At 71.4% G+C, this 26,705-nt stretch carries 25 protein-coding genes and 2 pseudogenes; 10 read left to right on the forward strand and 17 right to left on the reverse strand.

Translation table 11 applies throughout. The annotated features are described in order from the left end of the window. Positions 1-9: 9 nt before the first annotated feature. Entirely contained in the window at positions 10-2,127 is a 2,118-nt protein-coding gene (locus ACP4J3_RS21860) for a ricin-type beta-trefoil lectin domain protein (protein WP_426536929.1), read from the reverse strand. A gap of 344 nt (positions 2,128-2,471) precedes the next feature. Continuing rightward, the gene (locus ACP4J3_RS21865; protein ID WP_426536931.1) at positions 2,472-3,392 is read right to left on the reverse strand and encodes a helix-turn-helix domain-containing protein; all 921 of its coding nucleotides are present in this window, start codon (positions 3,390-3,392) and stop codon (positions 2,472-2,474) included. A gap of 63 nt (positions 3,393-3,455) precedes the next feature. On the opposite strand from ACP4J3_RS21865, the gene ACP4J3_RS21870 reads away from it, so the two are divergent. Further along, the gene (locus ACP4J3_RS21870; RefSeq protein WP_426536933.1) at positions 3,456-4,277 is read left to right on the forward strand and encodes a phytanoyl-CoA dioxygenase family protein; all 822 of its coding nucleotides are present in this window, start codon (positions 3,456-3,458) and stop codon (positions 4,275-4,277) included. 25 nt (positions 4,278-4,302) lie between these two features. On the opposite strand, the gene ACP4J3_RS21875 is transcribed toward ACP4J3_RS21870, so the two are convergent. The 3 genes from ACP4J3_RS21875 to ACP4J3_RS21885 all read right to left on the reverse strand — a co-directional run bounded on the left by ACP4J3_RS21875 (position 4,303) and on the right by ACP4J3_RS21885 (position 6,379). Beyond that, the gene (locus ACP4J3_RS21875; protein WP_426536935.1) at positions 4,303-5,280 is read right to left on the reverse strand and encodes an aldo/keto reductase; all 978 of its coding nucleotides are present in this window, start codon (positions 5,278-5,280) and stop codon (positions 4,303-4,305) included. Between the two features lie 69 nt (positions 5,281-5,349). Beyond that, positions 5,350-5,895 (reverse strand): flavoprotein, encoded by a 546-nt coding sequence (locus ACP4J3_RS21880; RefSeq protein WP_426536937.1) that lies wholly within the window; start codon positions 5,893-5,895, stop codon positions 5,350-5,352. Positions 5,896-5,917: 22 nt separating this feature from the next. Further along, complete coding sequence (locus ACP4J3_RS21885; RefSeq protein ID WP_426537146.1) at positions 5,918-6,379, reverse strand: DUF1348 family protein; 462 nt, start codon at positions 6,377-6,379, stop codon at positions 5,918-5,920. A gap of 118 nt (positions 6,380-6,497) precedes the next feature. On the opposite strand from ACP4J3_RS21885, the gene ACP4J3_RS21890 reads away from it, so the two are divergent. After that, positions 6,498-7,049 carry a TetR/AcrR family transcriptional regulator gene (locus ACP4J3_RS21890; protein WP_426536939.1) on the forward strand — a complete coding sequence of 184 codons (552 nt, stop codon included), beginning with the start codon at positions 6,498-6,500 and terminating at the stop codon, positions 7,047-7,049. Between the two features lie 70 nt (positions 7,050-7,119). Here the strand turns inward: ACP4J3_RS21890 and ACP4J3_RS21895 are convergent, their stop codons facing one another. Together ACP4J3_RS21895 and ACP4J3_RS21900 are read right to left on the reverse strand one after the other, a co-directional pair. Then, the gene (locus ACP4J3_RS21895) at positions 7,120-7,365 is read right to left on the reverse strand and encodes a ferredoxin (RefSeq protein WP_426536941.1); all 246 of its coding nucleotides are present in this window, start codon (positions 7,363-7,365) and stop codon (positions 7,120-7,122) included. A gap of 12 nt (positions 7,366-7,377) precedes the next feature. Further along, entirely contained in the window at positions 7,378-8,586 is a 1,209-nt protein-coding gene (locus ACP4J3_RS21900; RefSeq protein WP_426536943.1) for a cytochrome P450, read from the reverse strand. Positions 8,587-8,915: 329 nt separating this feature from the next. Between ACP4J3_RS21900 and ACP4J3_RS21905 the strand changes: the two genes are divergently transcribed. Beyond that, positions 8,916-9,542: a LysE family transporter gene (locus ACP4J3_RS21905; protein WP_426536945.1), complete on the forward strand. Its 627-nt coding sequence runs from the start codon at positions 8,916-8,918 to the stop codon at positions 9,540-9,542. An 83-nt stretch (positions 9,543-9,625) separates the two neighbouring features. Beyond that, complete coding sequence (locus ACP4J3_RS21910) at positions 9,626-10,075, forward strand: nitroreductase family deazaflavin-dependent oxidoreductase (RefSeq protein ID WP_426536947.1); 450 nt, start codon at positions 9,626-9,628, stop codon at positions 10,073-10,075. 75 nt (positions 10,076-10,150) lie between these two features. Here the strand turns inward: ACP4J3_RS21910 and ACP4J3_RS21915 are convergent. After that, positions 10,151-11,184, reverse strand: a pseudogene (locus ACP4J3_RS21915) (cation diffusion facilitator family transporter). 124 nt (positions 11,185-11,308) lie between these two features. Between ACP4J3_RS21915 and ACP4J3_RS21920 the strand changes: the two are divergent. Continuing rightward, positions 11,309-12,322, forward strand: coding sequence for a glutathione S-transferase family protein (locus ACP4J3_RS21920; RefSeq protein ID WP_426536949.1), 1,014 nt, complete (start codon positions 11,309-11,311; stop codon positions 12,320-12,322). Positions 12,323-12,346: 24 nt separating this feature from the next. Continuing rightward, a complete protein-coding gene (locus ACP4J3_RS21925; protein WP_426536951.1) occupies positions 12,347-12,655 on the forward strand; it encodes a DUF4235 domain-containing protein in 309 nt (102 codons plus the stop codon). 291 nt (positions 12,656-12,946) lie between these two features. On the opposite strand, the gene ACP4J3_RS21930 is transcribed toward ACP4J3_RS21925, so the two are convergent. The 3 genes from ACP4J3_RS21930 to ACP4J3_RS21940 form a co-directional block, all read right to left on the reverse strand. Next, complete coding sequence (locus tag ACP4J3_RS21930; protein WP_426536953.1) at positions 12,947-13,339, reverse strand: VOC family protein; 393 nt, start codon at positions 13,337-13,339, stop codon at positions 12,947-12,949. Positions 13,340-13,418: 79 nt separating this feature from the next. Beyond that, positions 13,419-13,883: a pyridoxamine 5'-phosphate oxidase family protein gene (locus ACP4J3_RS21935; RefSeq protein WP_426536955.1), complete on the reverse strand. Its 465-nt coding sequence runs from the start codon at positions 13,881-13,883 to the stop codon at positions 13,419-13,421. Next, positions 13,880-14,656, reverse strand: coding sequence for a helix-turn-helix domain-containing protein (locus ACP4J3_RS21940; RefSeq protein ID WP_426536957.1), 777 nt, complete (start codon positions 14,654-14,656; stop codon positions 13,880-13,882). Before ACP4J3_RS21940 ends, ACP4J3_RS21935 begins: the two co-directional genes overlap by 4 nt. A gap of 123 nt (positions 14,657-14,779) precedes the next feature. On the opposite strand from ACP4J3_RS21940, the pseudogene ACP4J3_RS21945 reads away from it, so the two are divergent. From ACP4J3_RS21945 to ACP4J3_RS21955, 3 genes and pseudogenes are all read left to right on the forward strand, one after another. Continuing rightward, positions 14,780-16,284, forward strand: a pseudogene (locus tag ACP4J3_RS21945) (APC family permease). A 20-nt stretch (positions 16,285-16,304) separates the two neighbouring features. Beyond that, a complete protein-coding gene (locus tag ACP4J3_RS21950; protein WP_426536959.1) occupies positions 16,305-17,948 on the forward strand; it encodes an amidohydrolase in 1,644 nt (547 codons plus the stop codon). Between the two features lie 562 nt (positions 17,949-18,510). Beyond that, complete coding sequence (locus ACP4J3_RS21955) at positions 18,511-20,124, forward strand: hypothetical protein (protein WP_426536961.1); 1,614 nt, start codon at positions 18,511-18,513, stop codon at positions 20,122-20,124. 48 nt (positions 20,125-20,172) lie between these two features. On the opposite strand, the gene ACP4J3_RS21960 is transcribed toward ACP4J3_RS21955, so the two are convergent. The 6 genes from ACP4J3_RS21960 to ACP4J3_RS21985 form a co-directional block, all read right to left on the reverse strand. Next, positions 20,173-21,417, reverse strand: a complete 1,245-nt coding sequence (locus ACP4J3_RS21960) for a cytochrome P450 (RefSeq protein WP_426536963.1) — start codon at positions 21,415-21,417, stop codon at positions 20,173-20,175. Continuing rightward, positions 21,414-22,019: a GTP-binding protein gene (locus ACP4J3_RS21965; RefSeq protein ID WP_426536965.1), complete on the reverse strand. Its 606-nt coding sequence runs from the start codon at positions 22,017-22,019 to the stop codon at positions 21,414-21,416. Before ACP4J3_RS21965 ends, ACP4J3_RS21960 begins: the two co-directional genes overlap by 4 nt. Beyond that, positions 22,000-22,371: a DUF742 domain-containing protein gene (locus ACP4J3_RS21970; RefSeq protein ID WP_426536967.1), complete on the reverse strand. Its 372-nt coding sequence runs from the start codon at positions 22,369-22,371 to the stop codon at positions 22,000-22,002. Before ACP4J3_RS21970 ends, ACP4J3_RS21965 begins: the two co-directional genes overlap by 20 nt. Beyond that, positions 22,368-22,778, reverse strand: coding sequence for a roadblock/LC7 domain-containing protein (locus tag ACP4J3_RS21975; RefSeq protein ID WP_190070208.1), 411 nt, complete (start codon positions 22,776-22,778; stop codon positions 22,368-22,370). The genes ACP4J3_RS21970 and ACP4J3_RS21975 overlap by 4 nt, the downstream gene beginning before the upstream one ends. Before the next feature lie 3 nt (positions 22,779-22,781). Then, positions 22,782-24,509, reverse strand: a complete 1,728-nt coding sequence (locus ACP4J3_RS21980) for an ATP-binding protein (protein WP_426537148.1) — start codon at positions 24,507-24,509, stop codon at positions 22,782-22,784. A gap of 214 nt (positions 24,510-24,723) precedes the next feature. Continuing rightward, positions 24,724-25,683 carry a GlxA family transcriptional regulator gene (locus ACP4J3_RS21985; RefSeq protein WP_426536970.1) on the reverse strand — a complete coding sequence of 320 codons (960 nt, stop codon included), beginning with the start codon at positions 25,681-25,683 and terminating at the stop codon, positions 24,724-24,726. A 71-nt stretch (positions 25,684-25,754) separates the two neighbouring features. Between ACP4J3_RS21985 and ACP4J3_RS21990 the strand changes: the two genes are divergently transcribed. After that, positions 25,755-26,705 carry an NADP-dependent oxidoreductase gene (locus ACP4J3_RS21990; RefSeq protein ID WP_426536972.1) on the forward strand — a complete coding sequence of 317 codons (951 nt, stop codon included), beginning with the start codon at positions 25,755-25,757 and terminating at the stop codon, positions 26,703-26,705.

Here is a 26,705-nt window from a genome sequence, read left to right on the forward strand (position 1 = left end):
TCCGTCCGCTCAGCGGCGGCCGCCGTAGCCGTAGCCACCGGACCCGTACCCGCCGTACCCGTAGCCCCCATAGCCGCCGTAGCCGTCTCCGTATCCGCCGCCGTACGAGCCGTTGTTGCCACCCCATGAGCAGGCGTACGGGTCGTGGTAGCAGGCGTCGCCGGTCGGGGAGGGGCTCGCGGACGTCGGCTGCGAGGGCGTCGGGGTCGCGGTCGGAGCCGGGGTCGGTGTGGGCGGCTGCGTCTTCGTCGGCGCGGGGGTCGGGGTCGGAGCCTGCGGCGTCTCGGCCACCGAGTCCCAGTTGACGACCTCCATCTGGAGTTCCGGCGCCGAGGTGTCGATGACCCAGTGCTGGTCGTCGGCCTCGTCCTCGCGGGTCTTGAGGACCAGGGCGCCCGAGCCGTCGGTGGCGGCGGGGCTCAGGGCCAGGTCCTGGTCGAAGCGCGGGACCAGGGTGCCCTGGAGGGTGAAGTCGTAGCGGATGTTCTTGGTCGCGGTGTCCTCGGCGCCGGTGCACCGCGCGAGCCGGACCGAGTAGCCGAGGTGGGAGTCGAGGCAGAGGTCGGGGTCGGCGCCGCTGCGGATCAGTCCGTCGGTCTCGTACGCCCACTGCTGGCCGGCTGCCGAGGAGCACTCGGTGAGTTCGGTCTCCGCGTCCACGACGGCCTTCCCGCCGACGATGCCGACGCACAGCCCGGACCCGATGTTGTGCAGCTTGCCGCGCAGATCGCCCTTCGCGGCCTCGGCGGCCCCCGCCCAGGACGGGTTGCCGGTGGCGGAGTTGGAGCCGGTGCCGGGCGCCTCGGAGGGGCGGTCGCCGGCCGTGGGGGCGGAGTCGGCGCCCGAGTCGCCCATGGACCAGATGACCAGGGGCAGGGCGACGAGGGCGCTGGCGGTCGCGACGGCGGCGGTGAGATTGCGGCGCCGGGCGGCACGGCGGGCCGCCTTGAGGGCCGCGCGGCCGGAGCCGGCGCCGTCGGCGCCGGTGGCCGTGGCGGGTCCGGTGCCCGGGGCGGGGCGGCGGGCGGCACGGCGGGCCCGTCGGGGGCCCGGCTCGGCGGGCGGGGCGGGCGCGCCGGCGGCGGCGAAGGGCTGAGCGGCCGCGTCGGCCGTGGCGAAGGGCTGGGTCGCGGACGGCTCTTGGACCGGGGCGACGGCCTCCGGCGCGGGGGCGGCGGGCGGTTCGGCCGGGGGCGCGGGCAGATCCGCCACGGGGGCGGCGTCGGCGAAGAAGGACTCCCCCGCGATCCGCTGCGACGGTACCGGTGCGGGCACCGTCCGGGCCGGCTTCTCGGTCAGGCTCGCTCTGGACACCAGATAGTCCCTCGCCCCCCAGCCGAGGACCGCCTCGGCGAGGGCGACGCCAAGGCCCTCGTTGAAGAAGGCGAGCTGGCGGGCGCTTTCGCTGCAGTGCTCGCAGCGGCTGAGGTGCTCGCGCAGATCGGGGTCGACCTCGACCCCGCCGCGCCGGTACGTCACGTCCAGCATCCGCAGGTACTGGCGGCACTCCTGCTCGGGGGCCAGTTCGCGGTGGACCTGCAGGCACTCCTCGCGCAGCCGCTCGAGGGCCCGGCCCAGTTCGACGCGCGCGCACTCCTCGTCGAGGCCCAGGAGTGCGGCCGGCACGGACAGCGGCTCGGCCTCGACCTCGGTGTGCCACAGCAGGCAGCGGGCCCACTGGGGCACGCGCTGGAAGGCTCCGGACAGCAGCCGGCGGTCGGCGGGCGGCAGCAGCCGGGCGGCGACGCGCTCCGCGCCTTCCGCCTCGGAGCGCAGCTCGGGGTGGAGCATCTCGCGTCTGTGGTCGGTGTCCCACTCCGCCGCGATATGGCCCACGGTGACGAGCAGCCGGGGGCGCCAGGCGGCCGTCGGGCCGGTCTGCCGCAGGGTCTCGCCGAAGAGCCGGGTGAAGGCCGCGGTGGTGAGCATGCCCGCCGACCTGGCGTCGGCCGTGCACAGGCGCGCGTAGGCGAAGCCCGCTTCCCAGTGCCGGTCGAGAAGTTCACCGACGGGGTGCAGCGCCGGTGACACCCCCGTCCACTTCTTGAGTTCGGCGCTCAGTTGAGCGTCCGTGACTTCAGAGATTCGGGCGTCGCTGGGGGAATTCGACAGGCCTGCGTCATGCACGGCGGCGTTCCTCCGGAGGGCATTCGGCATTAAAGGTCCATACCAACGGGTATGCTCCGGGCGCGGCTCTTGTGAAGCGTGGGGCGTAGGGGAGCGAGGCACACCTTTGCACAGGTCAAGGAGAGAGAACAAGTCATTCCAGTTTTTGTGCATTGTGTATGCGGCGAGCAGTAATTGACGAACGGTCAATAACGACCATCCAGTCATTGCGAGATATCGCCAAAGCAATTGGAAACGGTAAGCACTCGTCGGGGTTCGATCTCCGGGAAAACCATTGAACGGCCGCTCCTCGACTTTTCTGCCTGGTCATGCGCGCGTACGCGCCTTCACCGGGCCTTCACAAGTCAGGCGCCAACCATTGGACCGCCCGTCCGGTACGTGCCGGGCGGTGTCCCGTACCGCTCCCGGAACGCCCGGTTGAAGTGGTAGGGACTGGCGAACCCGGAGGCGGCCGCCACGCGCTCCACGGACAGGCCGGTGGTCTCCAGCAGCCGCGCGGCGTGTCGCAGCCGCGCCTCGCGCAGCGCGCGCATCGGTGACTGGCCGATTTGCCCGGTGAACAGGTGCGCGAACCGGGAGGGCGAGAGCGCGACGTGCGCGGCGAGCGAGCGGACCGTGTGCGCGGCGGCCGGGTCGGCGTCGATCAGCGCCTGCGCCCTGCGCACCCGGTCGTCGACTCCAGGGCGGGGCGGTTGAGTTCGGGAGATTCCGGCGGTGAGCAGGACCGCCTCCTCCAGTGCGCACAGGGCGAGTTCGCGGGCCGCGGTGCCGTGGGCCACGGCGACCGGCTCCTCCCCCGGCGCCATGGCGGGCGGCGCCTCCGTGCCCGTCCAGCGGGCGTCGGCGAGCATCCGGCGAAACGCCGCCTCGACACGGCCGTGCACCGCGTCCGGCGTCGGCGTCACGACGTACATCCCCGCGCCGGCGTCGTACGGGCGCAGCCACGACCGCCAGGTCGGGCGGGCCTGGCAGTGCGCCCACCAGAACTCCCAGTGCCGTGCACCGGGTTCGACGCCGTAGTCGTGCCCGACTCCCGGCGCGAGCACCACCAGGTCCCCGGCCCCGGCCCGCGCCTCGGTGCGGCCGTGCCGCAGCCGGCCGTGGCCGCCGGTCGTCCAGGTGAACAGCCAGCTGTCCGCACCGCGCGGCCGGTTGATCCGGTACCCCGGCGGCTGGTCGAAATGCCCGACCACCACCAGGCCGGGCGACGGCGCGGGAACGCCGGGTGCGGCAGTCTCGGGCAATCCGTCAGCGCTCACGGTCATCCTCCTGATGCGTGTGTCGGCCTAGCGTGGCAGGCCGAGGACACCTCACCGAGGAGTGGACGCATGACAGCCACGGACATCGGCGCCACCGGCGCTCCCACCCTGCCCGAGACCGGGCTCCGCCAGTTCCAGGAGCAGGGCTTCACCGTCGTACGCGGGCTGTTCGGGTACGCCGAGATCGACCGGTTGTGCGAGCGATTCGCGGCGCTGCACGCGGCCGGGCCGGTGCCCGGGCACTTCGAGCCCCGACCGGGGGACGCCGATCCGCTGCGCGCGTATCCGCGGGTGATGCACCCGCACGAGATCGACGAGCTGTCGCTGCGGATGCTGCTCGACCCGCGGCTGCGCGGCGTGCTGGAGGTGCTGCTCGGGGAGGAGGTGCTGGCCGCGCAGAGCATGTTCTACTTCAAGCCGCCGGGGGCCCGGGGGCAGGCGCTGCACCAGGACAACTTCTATCTGCGGGTCGAGCCGGGCACATGTGTGGCGGCGTGGATCGCCTGCGATGTGATCGACCGGGACAACGGGGGTCTCGAAGTAGTGCCCGGTACGCATGCCATGGACTTGTTCTGCCCGGAAGTGGCGGACGCCGAGGTGTCCTTCGCGCGTGAGTACGTCCCGCCGCCGCCCGGCCTCGAGGCGGTGCCCGTCGACATGCGGCCGGGTGACGTGCTGTTCTTCAACGGCAGCTTGGTCCACGGTTCGCAGCCCAACCGTACGGCGGACCGCTTTCGCCGGTCGTTCATCAGTCACTACGTCGGGCGGTCGGCCGAGCGCATCGGTGTCCACTACCGCACGCTCACGATGAGCGGCGACCGCGTCGCCCTGCCGGAGAGCGAGGGCTCGGGCCCGTGCGGCACGGAGTTCGAACAGCACGGACCCCACTGAGTCTTGGCGGATCCGTTCAGCGGCCTCAGCGGCTTCCGTGGCCGATGACCGGGTGCGCGACGTAGGACTGTTCGAGCTCCTCCAGTTCCTTCTCCGTGAGCTCCAGTTCCACCGCTGCCGCCGCGTCCTCGATGTGCTGGGGTTTGGCCGCGCCGATGATCGGGGCCGTCACCGTGCTCTGCCGCAGAAGCCAGGCCAGGGCGACCTGAGCGCGCGGGACGCCGCGTTCGTTCGCCACCCGGGTGACGGCCTCGACGACGACCCGGTCGCTGTCCCCGTACAGGGTGCTGCCGAAGTTGTCGTTGGCGCTGCGGTCGGTGACCGTGCCCCAGTCCCGGGTGAGGCGGCCGCGTGCGAGAGGGCTCCAGGGCAGGACGCCGACACCCTGGTCCGCGCAGAGCGGGAGCATCTCGCGCTCCTCCTCGCGGTAGAGGAGGTTGTAGTGGTTCTGCATCGAGACGAACTTGGCCCAGCCCCGCCGCTCGGCCGTGTACTGCATCTTGGAGAACTGCCAGGCGTACATCGAACTCGCCCCGATGTAGCGCACCTTGCCCGCCTTGACCAGGTCGTGCAGGGCCTCCATCGTCTCCTCGACCGGGGTGTGCGGGTCGAAGCGGTGGATCTGGTAGAGGTCGACGTAGTCGGTGCCGAGGCGGGCGAGGCTGTGGTCGATCTCCGCCATGACGGCCTTGCGGGAGAGGCCGGCGCCGTTCGGGCCGGGCCGTATCCGCAGGTGTACCTTCGTCGCGAGCACGATCTCGTCGCGGCGGGCGAAGTCGCGCAGCGCCTTGCCGACGATCTCCTCGCTGGTGCCGTCGGAGTAGACGTTGGCGGTGTCGAAGAAGTTGATCCCCGCCTCCAGCGCCTGCCGGATCAGCGGCCGCGACGCCTCCTCGTCGAGGGTCCACTCGTGCGCGCCCCGGTCGGGCAGACCGTAGGTCATGCAGCCCAGACAGATCCGCGACACGTCCATGCCCGTCGAACCGAGCTTCACGTACTGCATCGTTGCTGCTCCTGCTTTCGGGTGGGGTACCAAGGGAGCGTACGTCGTCGTGCGTGGCCCGCCGGGGCACTAAGCGCGATCCAGCAGATCCAGCGCCCGTGCCCACCCGAACTCCGGCCGCCTGCCGTCCTCGTCCGTCTCGCCGGTGTACGGCTCGCCGAAGCGCACCCCCATCCCCCGCAGCCGTACCAGGCTGTCCCGGTAGGCGGGGTGGGCGGCGAGCGCGTCGGCGACGCAGGGCAGGACGGCCATGGGGACGCCGAGGCCGTACGCCTCGCAGAGGGTGCCGAGGGCGAGGGTGTCGGCGATGCCGGCGGCCCACTTGTTGATCGTGTTGAAGGTGGCCGGGGCCACGACGACGGCGTCGGGCGGCGGGAACGGGCGGGGATCGGCCGGGGTACGCCACGCCGAGCGGATCGGGCGGCCGGTCAGGGCCTCGACGGCGGCGGTGTCGAAGAAGCCGTTCATGGCGACCGGGGTCGCGATGACCCCGATCTCCCAGTCCCGCTCCTGCGCGGCGGTGATCAGCTTGCTGACGTCCGCGGCGATGCCGGCGGCGCAGACGACGACGTAGAGGAAGGGTTTGCGGGCCTCGGCCACAGCCTGTTCGGTCACCCGGGAACCGTACTCAAACGGGCTAGCGCAGCGGAAAGGTCAGTCCGCGCTCGCTCTCCGGGCGCGGGCCGAGGATGCGGCGCTCCTTCTCCTCGATCGGCACGTCGTTGATGCTCGCCTCGCGCCGGGTCATCAGCCCGTGCTCGTCGAACTCCCACTGCTCGTTGCCGTACGACCGCCACCACTGGCCGTCGGCGTCCTGGCACTCGTACTGGAAGCGGACCGCGATGCGGTTGCCGTCGAAGGCCCACAGGTCCTTGCGCAGCGCGTACTCCCGCTCGCGCGCCCACTTCGCGGTGAGGAGCGCGACGATCTCGGCGCGGCCGGTGACGAAGGTGTCGCGGTTGCGCCACACCGAGTCCTCGGAGTAGGCGAGGACGACCTTGTGCGGGTCGCGGGTGTTCCAGGCGTCCTCGGCGGCCTGCACCTTCTGTGCGGCGCTCTCGCGGGTGAACGGGGGCAGGGGCGGGCGGCGGTCGGTCATGTCGTCCTCCGGGGCGAAGTGGTCGTCGAGGCAGTGTTCGAGAGATGGAGAACGTGCGTTCTCCATCCGGCTGCTACCGTAGGAGAACGCACGTTCTCAGGTCAAGGAGAGGTCGTTCATGGACAGCGCAACCGCCCGGGAGCAGGCGCTGGACGCCGCCGAGAAGCTGTTCTACGGGCGCGGCATCCAGTCCGTCGGGATGGACGACGTCCGGGGCGCGTCCGGGGTCTCGCTCAAGCGGCTCTATCAGCTCTTCCCGGCGAAGGAGCTGCTGGTCGAGGCGTATCTGGAGCGCCGCGACGTGCGCTGGCGCGGCAAGCTCGCCTCGTATGTGGAACGGGAGCCGGACCCCGAGCGGCGGATCCTGGCCGTCTTCGACTGGCTTCAGGAGTGGTTCGGCGAGGAGGACTTCCGCGGCTGCGCCTGGATCAACTCGTACGGCGAGCTGGGCGCCCTCTCGGAGCGGGTGGCGGGCCAGGCGCGGGCGCACAAGGCGGCGTTTCGCGACTACCTCGGCTCACTGGTGGCCGGGGCCGGGCTGCCCGACGCACTGACCGGGGCGCTGTACCTGCTGGCCGAGGGCGCCATGGTCACGGCGGGGATAACGGGCAGCGCGCGGCCGGCGGCCGAGGCCAGGGAGGCGGCGCGGTCGCTGCTGGCGGCGCGCTGAGACGGGGCGGGCCCGCGCCGGAGGGCGGGCCCGCCCATGACCGCGTGCGTCGAGCGAGGTACTCGCCCCGTCAACCCTCCTTGTCCGACATGGTGATGGCGCCGACCGGGCAGGCCCGGACAGCCTCCCGCACCATCGGGTCGCCGCCGCCGTCCTCGCGCCCCGGGATCAGGGCGCTGAAGCCGTCGTCGTCCTGGGTGAAGACGGAGGGGGCGGCCAGGGCACACTGCCCGGCACCGATGCAGAGGTCGTGGTCGATGTCGATACGGCGGGGCGTATTGCCTGATTCGTTCGTTTCGCGTGTTTCATCGTTCATGACCGGAGCCTCTTACCAGGTCACGGGGAGTTCCAGCATCCCCTGGACCGTGTCGCCGGGTTTGAAGGGGATTTCCTCCGCGGGGGCGGCCAGCTTCAGGGTCGGCAGGCGGTCGAAGAGGGTGCGCAGGGCGATCTCCATCTCGGCGCGGGCCAGGTTCTGGCCGAGGCACTGGTGGATGCCGAACCCGAAGGCGACGTGGTGGCGGGCCGAGCGGTGCCAGTCCAGGACGTCGGGGTCGGGGTAGACGGCCTCGTCGCGGTTGATGACCGAGTTGGAGAAGACCACGCCGTCGCCCGCCCGGATCGTCTCCCCGCCCGTCTCGATGTCCTCGACGGCGACCCGCAGCATCCCGTCGGCGATGGACAGCATCCGCATGAGTTCCTCGACCGCGGCGGGCAGCAGCTCGGGGTCGGCACGCAACTCGGCCAGCCGGTCGGGGTGCTGGAGGAGGGTGAAGGTGCCCAGGGAGATCATGTTGGCGGTCGTCTCGTGGCCGGCGACCAGCAGAATGGTCGCGAGGGCGATCACCTCGTCCTGGTCCAGCTCGCCGGCGCGCAGCTGCTGGTGGACGAGTTCGTCGAGGACTCCGTCGCCGGGTTCCGCCTGTTTCTGTTTCTGCTCGATCAGACCGGCGAAGTACGCCTCCAGTTGCTCGCGGGCGTCCATGACGTCGGCGGTCGTGGGGCCGCGCAGCAGGCGTCGCGACTGGCCCTCGAAGAAGTCGTGGTCGGTGTAGGGCACGCCCAGCAGGGCGCAGATGACCATCGAGGGCACGGGCAACGCGAAGTCGTTCACCAGCTCGGCGGGCGCTCCCCGGGCGATCATCGCGTCCAGCCGTTCGTCCACGATCCGCTGGATCCGCGGGCGCAGCTCGACGGCCCGCCGGAGCGTGAAGCTGGGAACCAGCATCCGCCGCTGGACGCGGTGTTCGGGGTCGTCGACGCCGAGCAGCGCGCTTCTGCGGTCACGGACGGCCGCGAACCGGGCCGTCGGCGCGGGGAAGCCTGGATGGGTGCGGTCCGAGGACAGCCGCGGGTCGGCCAGCAGGGTGCGAGCGAGAGTGTGTCCGGTGACCAGCCAGGCCGGGCGGCCGTCGTAGAGCGCGATGCGGGCCAGCGGGCGTGACTCGCGCAGGGGGTCGTAGGCCGCGGGCGGGTGGTACGGACAGGTTCGGTTCTGGGGGAAGGTGACGGTGTGCGGTTCCGCCGTGTCCGTCATGGAAGACCTCGCAGACGAAGAGTGCGTCGTGCCGATCTTCATTAGATGCCCGAGGCATCTAGAGAGCGACGCCAAGTTCGGCCAGATCGGACGCGGGGCCAATCTGGCCGGGGATCGTCGCACACAGCTTCGGCTCGGCGGCGGCCGATGGGCCCCGCGGTGCGCTCAGACCGGTGCTCCGGTGAAATTCGATTGCCGACCGGCCGTCACCAGCCGCAGAATCCGGCCATGCCTACGACCATCACCTCGCTGCCGCCGACCGTCGCCGTTCGTCCGGTGCGGTCCCAGCAGCAGCCCGGCCGACCGCGGAGGCCCGCGCTTCCCACGTCGTGACCGCCGCGCTCGTCGCGGGGCTGCTCGCGGGCTACGGCATCGCCGTCCCGGTCGGCGCGGTCGCGACCTATCTGGTCTCCCTCACCGCCCGTACGTCCCTGCGGACCGGGGTCTGCGCCGCGCTCGGCGTGGCGACGGCCGACGGGCTCTACGCACTCGTGGCCACCGTTGGCGGCTCGGCGCTGGCCGGCGCGCTGCGTCCGGTGCTGGTGCCGCTGCGCTGGGCCTCCGCCCTGGTGCTGGCGGTCCTCGCGGTACAGGGCGCGATCACCGCCGTACGGCACTACCGCGGCCACCGGCTCGCCACCCGCCGCTCCACTCCCCCGCCCCCGAGCCCGGCGCGCGCCTACCTGGCCCTCCTCGGCATCACGCTGCTCAACCCGATCACTGTGATCTACTTCGCGGCCCTGGTCCTCGGCACCCGCGCCACGGACGCCGTATCGCTCCTGGAACAGGGCGTGTTCGTGCTGGCCGCGTTCGCCGCGTCGGCGAGCTGGCAACTGCTGCTGGCCGGGGGCGGGGCACTTCTGGGGCGAGTGCTGACGGGGCACCGGGGGCGGTTGGTGACGGCGCTGGTGTCGAGCGGCGTGATCCTTGCGCTGGCGGTGCGGATGACGGTGTGACCAGGGGCAGGATGAATCTCGCGCATGCCACTGTTGAACGACGGTGTCAGACAGCACCAGGACACGACGATGGGACCGATGTCATGCCTCTTGAGGGCGAGTACGAGCCCAGCCCCACCAAGTGGGTACGCGACCAGGTGGAGTTGTACGAGAGCTCCGGCGGCACCGAGGGGACGACCCTCATGAACACGGGGATGCCGGTCATCCTGCTCACCACCCGGGGCGCCAAGAGCGGCAAGATCCGCAAGACGCCGCTGATGCGCGTCGAGCACGAGGGGCGTTACGCCGCCGTGGCCTCGCTGGGCGGGGCGCCCCAGCACCCGGTCTGGTACCACAACGTCAAGGCCGATCCCCATGTGGAACTGCGGGACGGGCCGGTTTCGCGGGACATGAAGGCCCGCGAGGTCACCGGCGCGGAGAAGGACGAGTGGTGGGAGCGGGCCGTCGCGGCGTATCCGCCGTACGCGGACTACCAGAAGAAGACGGATCGGGTCATCCCGGTGTTCGTGCTGGAGCCCATCGGCGAGGACTGACCGGGGCCCGGGGATCCGGTCGAAGATTTTGTTCTCTTCGCACGCATGAACCCGCGTTCGCCGGGCACACGTGCGTCAGGCCCCGCCGCGTTCCCCCGTCGCGGCGGGGCTTCCCTGTGCCTCCCGGGCGGAGCGCTCGGTCACGTCGAGGAAGATCTGGTCCGCCTCGGCGACGGTGCGGCCGATGGACCGCTTGATGCGGACGGCGACCTCCTCGACCTGTTCTCCCCCACTCTCGGCTTCGCTCGAGCGGGGGGACCCCCAGTCGAGGCCGGGCACCAGGTCGACGCGGGCCGCCACCAGGGCCGTCTCCAGGCCGGTCTTCATCGTGGCGCATTCGATATGCGGCTACCGCCGCGTGGCGCCTCCACGCTGTCGATCTCGGGCTGTGCCGCCAGCAGCGCGCGGATACGGGCGTCGTCCTCGGGATCGGCGGCCTGCCCGATCAATTGGTCGCGTGCGTCGCGGCCCAGCCGGTAGGCGACGTACACCAGCAGCGCGCCGATCGCGAACGACGCGGACGCCTCCCACACGGCCTGCCCGGTGACCATGTGCAGCGCCATGCCCGCGAAGGCCAGGCTCACGCCGAGCACGGCCGTGGTGTCCTCGGCGACCACCGTGCGCAGGGCCGGGTCACGCAGCCCTTTCGCGATGCCTCCCTGACGGTGCACCTGGTGCAGCGCCCGCACCAGTGACAGGCCCTCGGTGAGGAAGGCGACACCGAGGACGATCATCCCCGCCACATAGCCGCTGAACTCCTCCTCGGCACCGCCGCGCAGCGCCTCGAAGCCCTGGAAGAAGGAGAAGCAGCCGCCCATCACGAAGATGCCGACGGCCGCGAGCAGCGACCAGAAGAAGCGTTCCTTGCCGTAGCCGAAGGGGTGGCGGGAGTCGGCGGGGCGGCGGCTGCGGCGCAGGGCGGCCAGCAGGAAGACCTCGTTCATGCTGTCGGCGACGGAGTGCGCGGCCTCCGACAGCAGCGCGGGCGAGTGGGCGGCCAGGCCTCCGACCGCCTTGGCGACGGCGATGACGAGGTTGGCCGTGAGAGCCACCAGGACGGTGACACGGGTCCTGCGATCCGTCTTCGGTGCCTTGTTCGTCCCGCTCATCCAACTCCGACTGCCCTGATCGGGCCCGCTCACACCGTGCCGTCGGCGGGAAACTGGGGACTCGGTGGGATCGGGAAGCCGGTACCCGACCGGGACCTGGCGTACGGCGGAGAGGAGCGCGATCATGAGCGGCGGGGGCAACACCGCTTACGGGAAGACGCCGTTCCGGCGGTCGAAGGCCCACTTCACGGACCGGATCACGGCGGACGGGCGGGACGGCTGGCCGGTGGCGGCGGGCCGCTACCGTCTGGTGGTCAGCCGTGCCTGTCCGTGGGCGAGCCGGGCGCTGGTGTCCCGGCGGCTGCTCGGTCTGGAGGAGGCGCTGTCGCTGGCGGTCGCCGACCCGATCCAGGACGACCGGAGCTGGCGGTTCACGCTGGATCCGGGCGACCGTGACCCGGCGCTCGGAATCCGGTTCCTCAGCGAGGCCTACGACCGGCGGGAGACCGGCTACCCGGGCGGGGTCAGCGTGCCCGCGGTCGTGGACGTGCCCAGCGGCAGGCTGGTCACCAACGACTACCAGCGCATCACGCTCGACCTGGCCACCGAGTGGACGGCGCTGCACCGTGAGGGTGCGCCCGATCTCTACCCGGAGCCGCTGCGGGACGAGATCGACGCCGTGATGGCGGACGTCTTCGAGGACGTGAACAACGGTGTGTACCGGGCGGGCTTCGCCACCGGCCAGGAGGAGTACGAGGGGGCGTGCGCACGCCTGTTCCGGCGGCTGGAGCTGCTGACCGACCGGCTGGCGGAGCGGCGCTATCTGGTCGGCGACACGATCACCGAGGCGGACATCCGGCTGTTCACCACGCTGGTCCGTTTCGACGCCGTCTATCACGGCCACTTCAAGTGCAACCGCTGGAAGTTGACGGAGAATCGGGTGCTGTGGGCGTACGTCCGTGACCTCTACCAGACGCCGGGATTCGGTGACACCGTCGACTTCGACCACATCAAGCGGCACTACTACCAGGTGCACAGCGGCATCAACCCGACCGGCATCGTGCCCCTCGGGCCGGATCTGGCGGGCTGGCTGACGCCGCACCACCGTGCGGAGCTGGGCGGCAGGCCGTTCGGCGACGGGACGCCGCCCGGGCCGGTGCCCGAGGCCGAGCGGGTTCCGGCGCGCGGGCGGCCCTGACCGACGAAGGAGGCGCAGGCACACATGGCCAGGAAGAAGCAGAAGAAGCCGAAACTCCCCCTTGCCTACAAGCCGTTGGGGTTCGCGCTGGGCTGGGCGAGCGGGGCGCTGGCGGGGCTCGCCTTCCGCAAGACCTGGATGGCGATACGGCACGAGGAGGACGCCCCCGACGCCCTCGACCGGGACCGCGGCTGGGGCGAGATCCTGCTGGCGGCGGCGGTCCAGGGCGCCCTGTTCGCGATGGCCCGCAGCCTGGCGGACCGCACAGGCGCGAAGGCGATCGAGCGCTCGACGGGCGTGTGGCCGGTCGCCGACAAGGGCGGCCGCGACTGACCACACCCCTCCACGCCACCGACCCGCCAGGTCCGGCACACACTGTGACCCGCCCGGTGCTCGTCCCAAGGCCTCCGGCGTGCTGACCGACGGCCTCCGCTTCGGCTTCGACGGCGCACGCCCGGGCGGGTTCAGCGCTGCTCCCGGCACGACCAGCACCCGGCCGGCCCAGCGCTCGTCCCTACGCGTCCGGTACTCACCCCAACAGGGCTCGCCCCGGCCGCGGTCCCGGTCCAGGGCGTCGGGCGTCCTCCTCGCGCGGCCTGGGTTCCGTCGTACCGCCCCGTGGCCTCACCCCTGCTTCGGGGCCGCCGCGGCCGTGCGGCGCAGGGTGAAGGAGTGGCCGGACGGGTCGGCGTAGCCGCGTACTTCGTAGGGGCCCGGTGCTTCCTTCGCCTCGACGGGGCGGCCGCCCAGGCCGACGATTTTGCGCTCCGCCGCGTCCAGGTCCTCGACCGCGAAGTCCAGGTGCGCCTGGAGGGAGTTCTCGGGGCGCGGCCAGCTCGGCGGGGTCGCGTTCATGTCGCGGCGGAACGCGAGCCGGGTCCCGTCGGCGCCCCTGATCTCGACGCGGTTGGCGGTGACGTCCGTTCGCTCGCCTTCCAGCAGTTCCGTGTAGAACACCGCGAGCTTCTCGGGTTCGGCGCAGTCGAGCACCACGAAGCCCGCTTTCACCAGTGGCATGGTTCCTCCGCAGGGTCCGGGGCGCGGGACCGCCCTGTCCCGCGCCCCGCACCCCCACGGGTGTCCCGCTCGGTCACGTTCAGTCCGCCACCAGCCACTTCCCGTCCCGCATCAGCTCCCGCCCGCCCAGTTCATCAGCCTCGCGCCAGGCCTGCACCCGGGTCGGGCGAACGCGGAAGTACAGGTACGGCGTGGTGAGCCGACGCGGATCGAAGCCGGTCCTGGCCGCGAAGCGGTCGCCCTCCTGCGCGGGCAGCTCGGCCAGGGTGATCGTGTCGACCGTGCCCTCGATCATGACCACGTCGCGGGTCGGGCCGATGCCGAGGCGCGTTGTGCCGGTCGCCTTCAGGTTGCGGCCCGTCGGGCTGCTCGCCGGCGTGGCCAGCAGAAGCGTCGACCCGTCCCAGAGGAAGGACAGCGGGACGAGATACGGCGCTCCCCCACCGGCGTCAGCGGTGGCGACCCACACGTCCTCGTCGTGCTCCAGACGGTGCAGGGTGTCCTGTTTGCGCTGCTTGGCGGGGCGTGCGGCGGGCGGGGTCATCGGTGGGCGGCCTCCTCGCGGGACGGGTGCGACGGGTGATCCAGTGTGGCGGTCGATTCTTGGGCGCGGGGCCGGATTGCGGCCAACATGGCCTCGGCCGCGTCGAGCAGCAGGTCCAGGGCCGCCGGGTAGGAGCTGCGCGGCATGTCCGCCATGAGATGGCGGGCTGTGGCGGCGATGTTCGGGTGGGTGTCGGCGGGCAGCCGCGCATACGTCGACCGCCACACCGCCGCCTCGGCCTCCCGCGCGGACTTCGGCATCGCCGCACTCGCCGAGTCGAGGGCACCGTGGGCGAGGGCCTGGTCGACGAAGGCGTGGTAGATCCGCACCGCCTCGGCGTCCGGGAACCCGGCCCCGCGCAGCACTCCGAGGATCGTCTCGACGGCCTGGATCTCGTACGCCCGCCCGGTCACCCGGTACGAGCTGAGCACCGCCGCCCGCGGCTGCGCGAGGGCGCCCGCGTGCATGCGCAGGCCGAGATCACGCAGGTCGGCGCGCCAGTCCCCGGTGGGACGCCAGGTGCGCAGGGTGCGGCCGATCAGCTCGTCGGCGATGGCGAGCATCAGGTCGTCGGTGTGCCGGAAGTACCGGTACAGCGAGCTGGGATCGGCCCCGAGGGCACGGCCGAGGCGGCGTACCGAGAGGGCGTCGGCGCCATGCTCCTCGATGAGGCGCAGAGCGGTCTCGACGATCAGTTCCTCGGACAGCACCACGCCCTGCTTGGTGGGGCGCCTGCGCCGGCGGGCGGCGGGCGGGACGACGCGGTCGGTCATGGCCGCCTCCTCGGGTCGGTGCCCCGCACCTTATGACAACACCGTTGACCTGTTAAGCCCCCGGTCGGTTTCATGTCCGCTCATCGGGGCCGCCCAGGCCCCCGGTGCGAGCGGAGAGCGGTCATGTCCGACCAGCAGCCCTGCAGAGTCGATCCCCCGGCGCGGCCAGAACTGCGCAGGTCCCTCGGCGTCCTGGACGGCGTCGCCATCGCCGCGTCCAGCACGGCCGCCACCACCAGCATCGGCATCGGCCTCGGCGTCACTGCGGGCGTGGTCGGCCTGCATCTGCCGGCGATCATGCTGCTGGCGTTCCTGCCGGTCCTGGGCATCGCGGGCGCCTACTCCCGGCTCAACAAGGTCGAGCCGAACGCGGGCAACGGCTATGTGTGGGTGGGTCGTTCGCTCACCCCGTGGCTCGGCTTCATGGTGGGCTGGGTGAACATCGTGGCCGTGGTGGCGTTCCTGGCCTACACCACGGCGGTCACCGGCTCGGCCCTGATCCAGCTCGCCGGCGACGCCGGGCTGCACCGGGTGGGCGGCCTCGCACTGGATCCGGGTTCGACCGCGCAGACCACGGCCGTCGGCATCCTGGTCCTGGCGGCGGTCACGCTCACCGCCGTGACCGGCATCCGCACCGCCGCGCGCCTGCAGGCCGGGCTGCTGGTCTTCGAGTACGTCGTCCTGCTGGGCTTTTGCGGATACGGCATCGTCACCGGCCCGCACGAGTTCAGCCTGAGCTGGTTCGACCCGTTCGCGATCCCGTCGCCGACCGCGCTCGCCCAGGGCCTGCTGCTGTCGGTGTTCTGCTACTGGGGCTTCGAGTCCGCGTTCAGCGTCAACGAGGAGGTCCGCGACCCGCGCGACGCCTCCCGGGCCGGGATCACCACCCTGTTCACCATGCTGGGGCTGTTCCTGCTCGGTTCCATCGCCTTCCAACGTGTCCTGTCCGAGGAGGAGTTGGTCGGCCACGGAGCCGAGGGCCTGGCCTTCTTCGGCGAACGGCTCGCCCCCCAGCCGTGGGCGGCGCTCCCGCTGATCGCCCTGATGTTCTCGGCGGTCGCCTCGCTGCAGGCCGGGGTATTCCGACGGCCCGGGCGATGTTCGCGATGAGCCGGGACCGTACGCTCGGCCCGGTGTGGTCCAAGGTCAGCCCCCGGTACGGGACTCCGGCCGCCGGCACGGTGCTGATCGGGGCGCTGGCGGCGGTGGTCGCGGCGCTGGCGCTGGTCATCCCGCGACTCGCCGACATGATCATGGCGACGGTGTCCGCCGTGGGCGTCGTGGTCGCCCTGTCGTACGCGCTCACGGCGCTGGCGGCCGCCGTGCGGTTCCGTGCCCTGCTGCGCGAGGACCTGTGGCAGGGGGTGCGGGCGGTGGTGCTGCCCACGCTGAGCGCGGCCGCTCTGCTCGGCCTCGGCGGTTACCTCGGCTGGTCCTTCTACACCTCCGCCGATCACTTCGAAGTCAGCGCGGAAAACGGGTGGTTCCTGCTCTTCACTCCGCTGGCGATGATCGCGTCCGGCTTCGTGGCCGCCGCGTGGGCCAGGTGGGTGCGCAGGTCGCCGTACTTCCACACGGGTGCGGGCACCGACGCCGACGCACCCCAGTTGCTCGTCACCTCCCGATGACCCCGACCAGGAAACGGACCATGCACGCAGACCTTCTCTTCACCGGCGGCCCCGTCCTCACGCCCGAGGGCCGCACCGCGACCGCCGTGGCCGTCACCGGCGACCGCATCACGGCCGTAGGACATCAGGAGGTGCACGAGCTGGCCGGGCCGCGGACCGAGGTGGTGGACCTCGCCGGGCGGCTGCTGCTGCCCGGGTTCCAGGACGCGCATGTGCATCCGGTGCCGGCGGGGCTGGAGCTGGCCCAGTGCGACCTGACCGGAGCGCGGACGGCGGACGAGACCCTCGCGGCGGTGCGGGCGTACGCCGACGCGCACCCCGGGCGGGAGTGGATCACCGGCGGCGGCTGGTCGATGGAGGCCTTCGCGGGCGGTACGCCGACGAAGGAACTGCTGGACGCGGTGGTGCCCGACCGGCCGGTGTATCTGCCCAACCGTGACCATCACGGCGCGTGGGTCAACAGCCGTGCCCTCGCGCTCGCCGGCATCACGCGCGGCACGCCCGACCCGGCCGACGGGCGGATCGACCGGGACGCTGCCGGTGAGCCGAGCGGGACCTTGCAGGAGGGGGCGATGCGGTTGGTGGGGCGGCTCACCCCGCCCGCCACGCAGGCCGACCGGGTGGCGGCTCTGTTGCACGCCCAGCGGCATCTGCACGCGCTCGGCATCACGGCCTGGCAGGACGCGCTGGTCGGGGAGTTCCTCGGCATGGACGACCCGTCGCAGGCGTATCTGGCGGCCGCGCGGGACGGCTCGCTCACCGCGCGTGTCGTCGGCGCGCTGTGGTGGGACCGCGAGCGCGGTGCCGAGCAGATTCCCGAACTTCTCGAGCGGCGGGAGGCGTTGAAACAGAGCCGCCACGGCCGGTTTCGCGCGGGCAGCGTCAAGCTGATGCTCGACGGTGTCGCCGAGACCGGAACGGCGGCGCTGCTGGAGCCGTACCTCGACCGGTGCGGCTGTGCCACGGCCAACCGGGGCACCAGCTTCCTCGACCCGGAGCAACTGCCCAAGTACGTGACCGAGTTGGACGCGCTCGGGTTCCAGTGCCACTTCCACGCGCTGGGCGACCGGGCCGTACGGGACGCGCTGGACGCGATCGAGGCCGCGCGGGGGGTGAACGGGCCGAGCGACACGCGGCCCCACCTGGCTCATCTCCAGGTCGTCCAACCTTCCGACGTGCCGCGCTTCGCCCGGCTCGGGGCCGTCGCGAACATCCAGCCGCTGTGGGCCGCGCACGAACCGCAGATGGACGAGCTGACCATCCCCTTCCTGGGCCCCGAACGGGCCGCGTGGCAGTACCCGTTCGGCGCGCTGCTGCGCTCCGGCGCCCGGCTCGCGGCGGGCAGCGACTGGCCGGTGAGCAGCCCCGATCCGCTGCACGGCATCCATGTGGCGGTCAACCGGGTGGCACCGGGCGGCGGCGACACGCCGGTGTTTCTGCCCGCCGAACGGATCGGACTCGCCGAGGCGTTCACCGCCTACACGGCGGGCTCGGCGTATGCGAACCACCTCGACGACACCGGTGAGGTGCGGGTGGGGGCGCTGGCGGATCTGATCGTCCTCGACCGCGATCCGTTCGACGGGCCGGCGGGAGCGATCGCCGACACGCGGGTCGCGCAGACGTACGTGGGGGGCGCGCGAGTATACGCAGCTCACGAGGCATGAGCAGTAACGGAGATCACGGTCCGGTCACGCGTAGATCATTTACGCTCTGGGCAGTCTGGTAGCGCTTTTCGGTTCAACTTTCGTGCCGCGAAGCCCAGTTCGAGTGCGCGGGCGGTCACGGTGACCGCCCGCACGCAGGGGCGGGGGGACTCTGCGCTGCCGTCTCCCGAAAGGACGCACATGTCTCAGGACGTCAGGACCACCTCCCCTTCGACGCCGCCGTCAGTGAGCCGCGGGTGCTTCCTGATCAACACAGTTGAGACGGCGATGCAGGTGCGCGTCTCGTAACAGGGAGCTTCGACAAGGCGGGCCGTTCATGGAAGGCCGAAAGGCAGATGAGCGATCCGCTCCGTTTCCTCGGCCGTCAACGCAGCCCCCCACGACCGGCCAACAACCACGGTCGATCCATTCCGTTGCCACGACCACAGCTTGATGGGAGACCGGTGTGAAATCTCAGGTCGAAGGTGCTGTTCCGATAGCGTCCGCCGACAGCCTGCTGCCGACGCGGCCAGGTGCCCAGCCCCACCCCACGGAGGCGGGGAACACCCTGGCCCGCCTCTTCGTGAAACGCATCAATGGGAGCACGCAGGAGTACCGAAGGTGCCAGAACGCCGCTCAGCAGCGGCTGGACGCACTCGGATCCCCCCGCTCCGGCACCACGCTGCATGTGGAGGGGGCCCTCCATCTGGCGCAGCCCGCGTTCCTCCCGCCCGACGAGGAGGGCCACGCCAGATTGAGGCACCTCGACGCCGGCCTGCGCGTGATCGAAGCGGCCTTCCCCCAAGTCGGCACCGATGTCGAGATCTGCCGACTGACCTGCACGATGCTGGAAGGGGCCTGGCGGAGCCGGGCGCTCACCCCGTCGCGCGAGGAGGAGCAGACGACCGTCTGCGCCTGCCCTCTGTGCCGTCGGCTGCCGACGCCCCCCGCACGCACACTGGACGACTACCGTTGGCGGCAGAGCGCCGGTCGTCCCCTCACCGTCAAGAACTGGCCACACCGCCGGGAACTCGACAGTGTCCTGACCGGTGGATGGTCCTGGACCCGGCAGATGAACGACCTTGAACGAGACCTTGGCCACCGCCACCGCTTCGAGGACGACATCCTGGTCTTCCACGAATACAAACGCGTGATCGACACCATCGACACAACGCGCCTCACCCAACACGTCGAAGACCGCCTGGCCGAGAATTTCAGCACCAACAGCGCACGGGCCCTGGTCTCCGGACTCTTCGCGGCCCACAAGCGATCCGTCGACGAGTACTGGCTCCAGCAGCACGACGCGGGCAGCGTCACGCTCCCCCAGACCAACCCCCTCAGCCAGAGCACCTACTCGATCCTGCAGATGCTGGACTGCCTGTTCTGGCATGTCGCCCCCGACACCGAACTCTGGCAGGAGGAAAACCTCGCCTCCCTGCTGCTGTGCCGCGTCATCGACGACATGGCCGACGTACGAGCCGACGCCCTCACCGGCGAGATCAGCAACTTCTGGCTCGCCGACATGCCCACTCACACCAAGGCGCTCTACGCCGCCTGCGCCATAGCCATAGTCAAGTACGGCTGCATGCCCGAGGCGCACGACCCGATGTGGAACACCTGGCTGATGACCACCACCATCGTCTGGATGGGACTCACGGGCCGCCACGCCCTGTGGTTCGACGGCATCACCCAGGGCCTGCCCTCGGCCGAGGGATGCCCGCTCTGCGACCTGCAGCCCAACTCATGCTCCGGCATCCTCACGGACGGCACCACCCTCACCATCGCCCCGCGGCCCACCGTGCCGGCGCTGAGCGCTGGGGCCGCCGAGCTGTCCGCACGCTGCCGAGCCCAATATCCCCGGACATGGCCCCTCTTCGACGCCGAGCTCCACGCCTTCGAGGCACTGCACGGCCCCTGGCACGGCAACATCGACAGCGCATGGGAGATCTTGAGCCGCACCTATATAGCCGCCGTGGAGGCATCACACGCCGCTGCGTCCCCGGCCCGCGCTCGTGAGATCCAACAAGACGCCGGCGTAGTCGGATCCGAGAAGTTTCACACCCTGCACGACCCTCGGACCGGGAGGGAAGACACCGCGCTGCTCGCCTACATGTTCGGCGCCGCCCACCCGCATTTCCTCTGGAACGCCACGGGATACCGGCCCACGGACGTCGCAGGCGACTGGCTCGACGGCTGACGCGGCGCTGCCCGGCCGGGGTCCGGCCGGGCGGCGGTGGTGGTGATGTCAGACGGAGAACTCGACCGGCAGGCTGTCGAGCCGGGACTCCCAGGTGGAGGCGGTCGAGGAGAGCTCCTCCGACGGCACGGCCAGGCGCAGGCCCGGCAGCCGGTGCAGCAGGACGTCCACGCCGATCTCGATGATGGACTGGCCGATGTTCTGCCCCGGGCACTCGTGCGGTCCGGCGCTGAACGCCAGGTGCGACTGGTTGCCCTGCACGGCGGCCGAGTCGGGCCGCACCTCCGGGTCGAGGTTGCCGGCGGCCAGGCCCAGGATGAGCAGTTCTCCCTCCTGGATGTGATGGCCTCCCAGCTCCAGGTCGGCGGCCGCGAACCGGCCCGGCAGCACGGCCAGCGGCGGGGTGTCCCACATGACCTCCTCCACCACCGAGGAGATGTTCAACTGCCCGCTGACCAGACCGGACAGCCGGGCAGTGTCGGTGAGGACCAGTTGCAGGACCCGGGCCAGCAGGTTGCTGGTGGTGGTGTGCGCGGCCATCAGCACCAGGCGCAGATGGCTGACGACCTCGTCGTGGTCGAGGTCGGCCGGGTGCTCCAGCAGGGCCGTGGCGAAGTCGGAGCCCGGCTCGGCCCGCTTGCGCTCGGCGAGTTCCGAGAGGATCTGCATGATCCGCTCGTTGTGCTCGAGGGCGCCCGCGCCGCCCTTGAAGACCTGGGCGCACGACTCGACCAGGCGCAGCCCGTCCGTCATGGGAAGGCCCAGGATCCGGGTGAGCACGAGCATCGGCAGGTGCTCGGCGTAGTCGGCCACCAGGTCGGCGCGCCCGGCGTCGGCGAACGCGTCGATCTGTTTGTTCGCGAAGTACGTGGCGTGGCGCCGCACGCCGCGGCTGGACGCCGCGAGCAGCCCGTCGGTGACCGCGCCGCGCAACCGGCGGTGCGGTTCGCCGTCCTGGGAGACGCAGTCGGGCCGCCAGCCGACCATCGGGATCAACGGTGACGTCTCGGAGACACGCCCCTCCCGCCAGTCCCGCCAGATCCGCGCATCCCGGCTGAACTGGCGGGGATTGTCGAGCACCCGCCGGTTGTCGCGGTAGCCGAGGACCAGCCAGGCGGGGACGTCGCCCTCGAGCAGCACCGGCGCCACCGACCCGTGCTCCTTGCGCAGCCGCTCGTAGATGCCGTACGGGTCGGTCGAGGCCTCCGGCCCGAACAGGCGTGTGACATCGGCCCCGTGGGCGACCGGGCAGCCGCGCGGGGCGTCGGGATCGTTTAAGGGCTGGGCGTTCATCGGGACTCCAGTGCGACGGCAGAGCGGTCCTTCAGGTGGCGTATCAGGGCGACGAGCACGTCACGGCTGGAGGCCCGGTCGCGGGCGTCGCAGGCCACGACCGGGATGTGTTCGGAGATGTCGAGGGCGTCGCGGATCTCCTCGACCGGATAGTCCTTGGAGTCCGGGAAGACGTTCAGCGCGACGACGAACGGCACCTTCTGCCGCTCCATCTCCTCGATGGCCCGGAAACTGGAGGCCAGGCGCCGGGTGTCGACCAGCACGACCGCGCCGAGCGCGCCCTTGAACAGGCCGTTCCACAGGAACCAGAAGCGCTCCTGTCCGGGAGTGCCGAACAGATACAGCATCAGGCTGTCGTTGAGGCTGATCTTGCCGAAGTCCAGGCTGACGGTGGTCTCCGTCTTGTCGGCGACGCCGATGAGGTGGTCGACGTCGGCACTGGCCTGGGTGAGGGTCTCCTCGGTGGTGAGCGGCTTGATGTCGCTGACCGAGCGGACCATGGTGGTCTTCCCGGTGCCGAATCCGCCGGCGATCATCACCTTCACCGAGCGGGTGCCCCCGGCACCGGGCCCGCCCGGCTGGTCAAAGCCTTTCAAGTCCACTGAGTACCTCCTCAAGGAGCGCGAGGTCGGGCCCGCGCCCGGCGGCCTGCGCCGGGATGGGATCACGGGCTTGGACACGGCCTGCCTCCAGCAGATCCGTCAGGAGCACCGCGAGAATGTTGAAGGGCAATCCGAGGTGGGCGCCGAGTTCGGCCACCGACAGCGGATCGCGGCAGCGCCGGAGGATCTCCTCGTGCTCGTGCTGCATCCCCGGTACCGGGGCGGTGCGGGAGACGATGAGGGTCGCCACGTCGAGACTCGACGCCGAACCGCCCGGTCCGCTGCGCCCCCGGGTGAGGACGTAGTAGCGCTCGAGACCGGACGGGTCCGTGGGCCGGCGGGGAGCACTCATCCAGAGTGCTCCTCCAGGCGCGGAGTGGTGCCGAGCAACTCGCCCATCCTGCGCGCCAGGTCCCTCATCTGATGGCCGAGCAGACCCTGGTCGAGGCCTTCGCGGGCGAGTACGCCGAGATAGGTCTCCACCCCGGCCCGTACGACGAAGAGGTGACCGCCGTCGACCTCGATCATCGCCAGCCGGAGCTGCCCCGCGTACTTGGGGAACTGCTCGGCGACCGGCTGGGCCAGCGCCTGCAGTCCGGCCACCACGGCGGCGAAGCGGTCCACGTCATCGGGGTCCTCGGCGCCGTAGGCGGTGATGGCCTTGCCGTCACTGGAGGCCACGAGGGCGAAGTTGATCTCCTGAATGCTCTCCACCAGGTCGCGGAGCGCCCAGCTCACGTCGGTTCCCTGCTGCGTCATGGACTAGTCGCTCTCTTCGGTGCGGTGCTGCTCGGTGGACTCGCGGCCATCGGCCGGCGCCTCGTCCTCGCCGGCCTCGCGGCCCGCGGTGGCGAAGGCGGCCAGGCCGGCGAAGGAGGCATCGGGCGGAACGGCGGCGACGGACGTCGTCTCCTCGCTCTGCTCCGAGCGCTCGGCCGGCTCGTGGCGTGCCGCCTCGTGCCGCTTGCTGCGGCGCCGGGGCAGGCCACCGGGCGTGGTGTCCACGGCGTCGGCGGTGTCGGCCGGGGCGGTCTCGACGACGACCGGCTCGCGGGCCGGTGCGGCGGCGCCGGCCGAGGCCGTCGGGGCGGCCGGCGCCGAGGTGGCGGAGGCGGCCGCGGGCAGCGGGCTGAAGTACTTGTGCGGGACCACTACCACCACCGAGGTGCCGAGCCACGGCGAGTCCGCGAAGGTGACGCGGATGCCGTACCGGCGGGCCAGGATGCCGACGACGCGCAGACCGATGTTCGCGTCCTCCGAGATGCCGCCGAGACCCGCGCCGGGCGCGGTGCCCGCGAGGGCCTGCTCGGCCTCACGCTTCTTCTCCTCGCTCAGGCCCTTGCCGGAGTCCTGGATCTCGATGCCGACGCCGTTGGGGACCTCCTTGCCGGAGACGAGCACCGGCTCGGTGGGCGGCGAGTAGCGCGCGGCGTTGTCGAGGAGGTGGGCGAAGATCAGCGTCAGATGGTCCACCAGGCCACCGTCGACGCCGAGTTCGGGCAGATGGCGTACGTCGATCCGGTGGAAGTCCTTGATCCGGCCGATGCCGCCGCGGACCACGCTGAGCAGGCGCTGCGGCTCCTGCCACTGGCGGCCGGGGCGGTCCGAGCCGCCGAGGACGCTGATGCTGGCGGCGAGACAGTCGGCCGGGCCGATCGCCTGGTCGAGCTCCATCAGGCCGCGGGCGACGGCGGGCAGCCGTCCGTGCTCGCCCTGGAGATCGTGCAGCCGGCCGCGGAGCTTGCTGGTCAGGACGTGGATACGGTTGCCGATGCCGACCACGGCCTGCTCGGCCGAGGTGGAGCGGTCGAACTCCTCCTCGATGCCGATCAGCGAGGTGCGCAGGACCTTGCGCAGGCTGGCCTGGAGCTCGGAGCTGACCTTGGCGCACTGGGTGACGGTGGGCAGGACGTCGTCGATGGCTTCGCCCTCGCGCAGTTTGCGCAGCGCGTCGGGGAGCTGTTCGTCAGCGAGCCGGGCGACGGCGGACAGTTGGTGGGCGAGCTGCTCCTGCCAGACCTCGGCCTGGTCGGCGAGCTGGGCCTCGTAGGACTTGGCCTGCGCGGCGATGCGCTCCTCGTAGGAGCCGCTCTCCTCGGCGAGGCGCTCCTCGTACGCGCGGGACTGCTCGGCCAGTTGGGCCTCATAGGCGCCGGACTGCTCGGCGAGGCGGCCCTCCAGGGCGGCGCGGTCGGCGCTGAACTTCCGCTCCAGGCCCGCCACGTGCTGCTGCCACTGCTGCGAGTGCTCGGCCTGCGAGGCGCGGAAGTCGCTCTCGGCCCGGCGCAACTGCGCCCGGGTGCGGAGCAGGAGGCGTACGCACACGGCGCTGGCGGTGGTCGCCGCGATGCCGGCGACGGCGGCGGTTATTCGCTCCGAGCTCATGAACGTGGCGGCAACGGTCCCACCTCCTAAAGCCAGTGGCATGAGCCACCAGCTGTACCAGGCGACAGGGGGCCGCGCCGCCGGCGGCGGTGTGGCGAGTTCCATCTGCATCCTTCGAGGCGACGATCGAACAAGGGGGGTGTGCTGGGCGATCGCACTCATGAGTACGCATCGCGAGATGACCGATCACGACCGGGTCAACTCGCAGCGCCGGACGGGAGCTTATCGGGTTTGAACGCAAAAGGATCAACCTCGGGCGTTGACGGAAGTGAGTATTCCGTCACTGTCAGCCAGGGAAGCGCAAAATCGACAGATACCTTTACTGACCAGCGCGGCGAAACGTTCGGCGGTACGCCTGCGGTGACACCCCGATCGCGGCCTGCAGATGCTGGCGCAGGGAGGTGCCCGTGGCGAAGCCGACCTGGCCGGCGATCCGGTCGACCGACAGGTCGCTGGACTCCAGCAGATGCCGGGCCCGCGCGACCCGCTGCTGGATCAGCCAGCGGCCGGGGCTGAGGCCGACCTCGTCGTGGAAGCGGCGGGCGAAAGTGCGCAGGCTCATCCGGGCGTGGCCGGCCAGATCGGTCAGGGTGAGGGATTCGGCGAGGTGTTCCAGGGCCCAGGCGCGGGTGCCGGCGGTGCTCGCGGCTCCGCTGTCCGGGACCGGCTGCTCGATGTACTGGGCCTGGCCGCCGTCCCGGAAGGGCGGCACGACACAGCGCCGGGCGACCGCGTTGGCCAGTTCGCTGCCGTGGTCGGTGCGGACGATGTGCAGGCACACGTCGACGCCCGCGGCGGCGCCGGCCGAGGTGAGGATCCGGCCGTCGTGGACGAAGAGGACGTCCGGGTCCAGGTCGACCTGCGGGTACCGGCGGCGCAGCGCTTCGGTCGACTGCCAGTGCGTGGTGGCCCGGCGGCCGTCCAGCAGGCCCGCCGCGGCGAGGACGAAGGCGGCGGTGCAGATCGACACGATGCGGGCGTCCGGGCGGATCAGCGCGAGCGCGCCGGCCACCTCGGCGGGCAGCCCCGGGGGGATGTATGGCGGAGCGATGGAGGCGACGACCACGGTGTCGGCCGTGGCGAGGATCTCCGGGCCGTGCTGGACGCCGATGGTGAAGTCCGCGTCGCTGCGCACCGGCCGGCCGTCGACGCTGCACGTCGCCACCTCGTACCGGCCGTCGGCGGCGCCGAAGATCCGGCTGGGGATGCCCAGTTCGAAGGGGTAGACGCCGTCCAGGGCCAGCACCACGACCCGTTCCACATGCCCCTGATCACGCATGGCACGATCTTATCGAAGGTTGGCAATCGTGCCATTTTCCTGGGCGGCGGCTCCGGGCAGGCTGAACCACCATGAGCACTGTGAACACGATGCGAGTCATCAGCCAGGACGTCCTCGGCGGCCCCGAGGTCCTGAAGGAAGTGGAGCTGCAGCGCCCGGCGCCACGCCCGAACGAGGTGCTGGTCCGCGTCCGCGCCGCGGGCGTCAACCCGACCGACTGGAAGCACCGCGCCACCGGCGGCTTCCTGGGCGAGCCGCCGTTCGTGCTGGGGTGGGACGTCTCCGGTGTGGTCGAGTCGGTGGGCATCGGCGTCGCCCGTTTCAGGCCCGGCGACGAGGTCTTCGGCATGCTGTCGTACCCGTTCGGCCACGGCTCGCACGCCGAGTACGTCGCCGCGCCGGCCCGCGCCTTCGCGGACAAGCCGGCCTCGATCGACCACACGCAGGCGGGCGCGCTGCCGCTGGTCTCGCTGACCGCGTGGCAGGCACTGGTGGAGTACGCCGACCTCCGGCCGGGGCGGCGGGTGCTGATCCACGCGGCGGCCGGCGGCGTCGGGCACGTGGCCGTGCAGATCGCCAAGGCGCGGGGCGCGTATGTGATCGGCACCGCGAGCGCGGGCAAGCACGACTTCCTGCGGGGGATCGGCGTCGACGAGGCGATCGACTACCGGGAGACGGACTTCGCCGAGGCCGTGAAGGACGTCGATGTCGTCCTGGACACGCTGGGCGGCGAGACCTCCACACGCTCGCTGCGCGTGCTGCGCCCGGGCGGGATCGTGGTCTCGATCCTGCCGGGCGGTTCGGACGAGCTGTACGTGGCGGCCGAGCGGCTCGGTGTGCGGGTGCTGCGGATGCTCGTGGACGCCTCGCACAGCGGGATGAAGGCGATCGCGGAGCTGGTGGAGGCGGGGAAGTTGCGCCCCACGATCGCCGGTACCTTCCCGTTGGCCGACGCCGCCGAGGCACATGCGCTCGGCGACACCGGCCGGACCACGGGGAAGCTGGTCCTCACGGTCGACTGA

It is taken from the genome of Streptomyces sp. UG1 (assembly GCF_049974585.1).
Classification (GTDB): domain Bacteria; phylum Actinomycetota; class Actinomycetes; order Streptomycetales; family Streptomycetaceae; genus Streptomyces.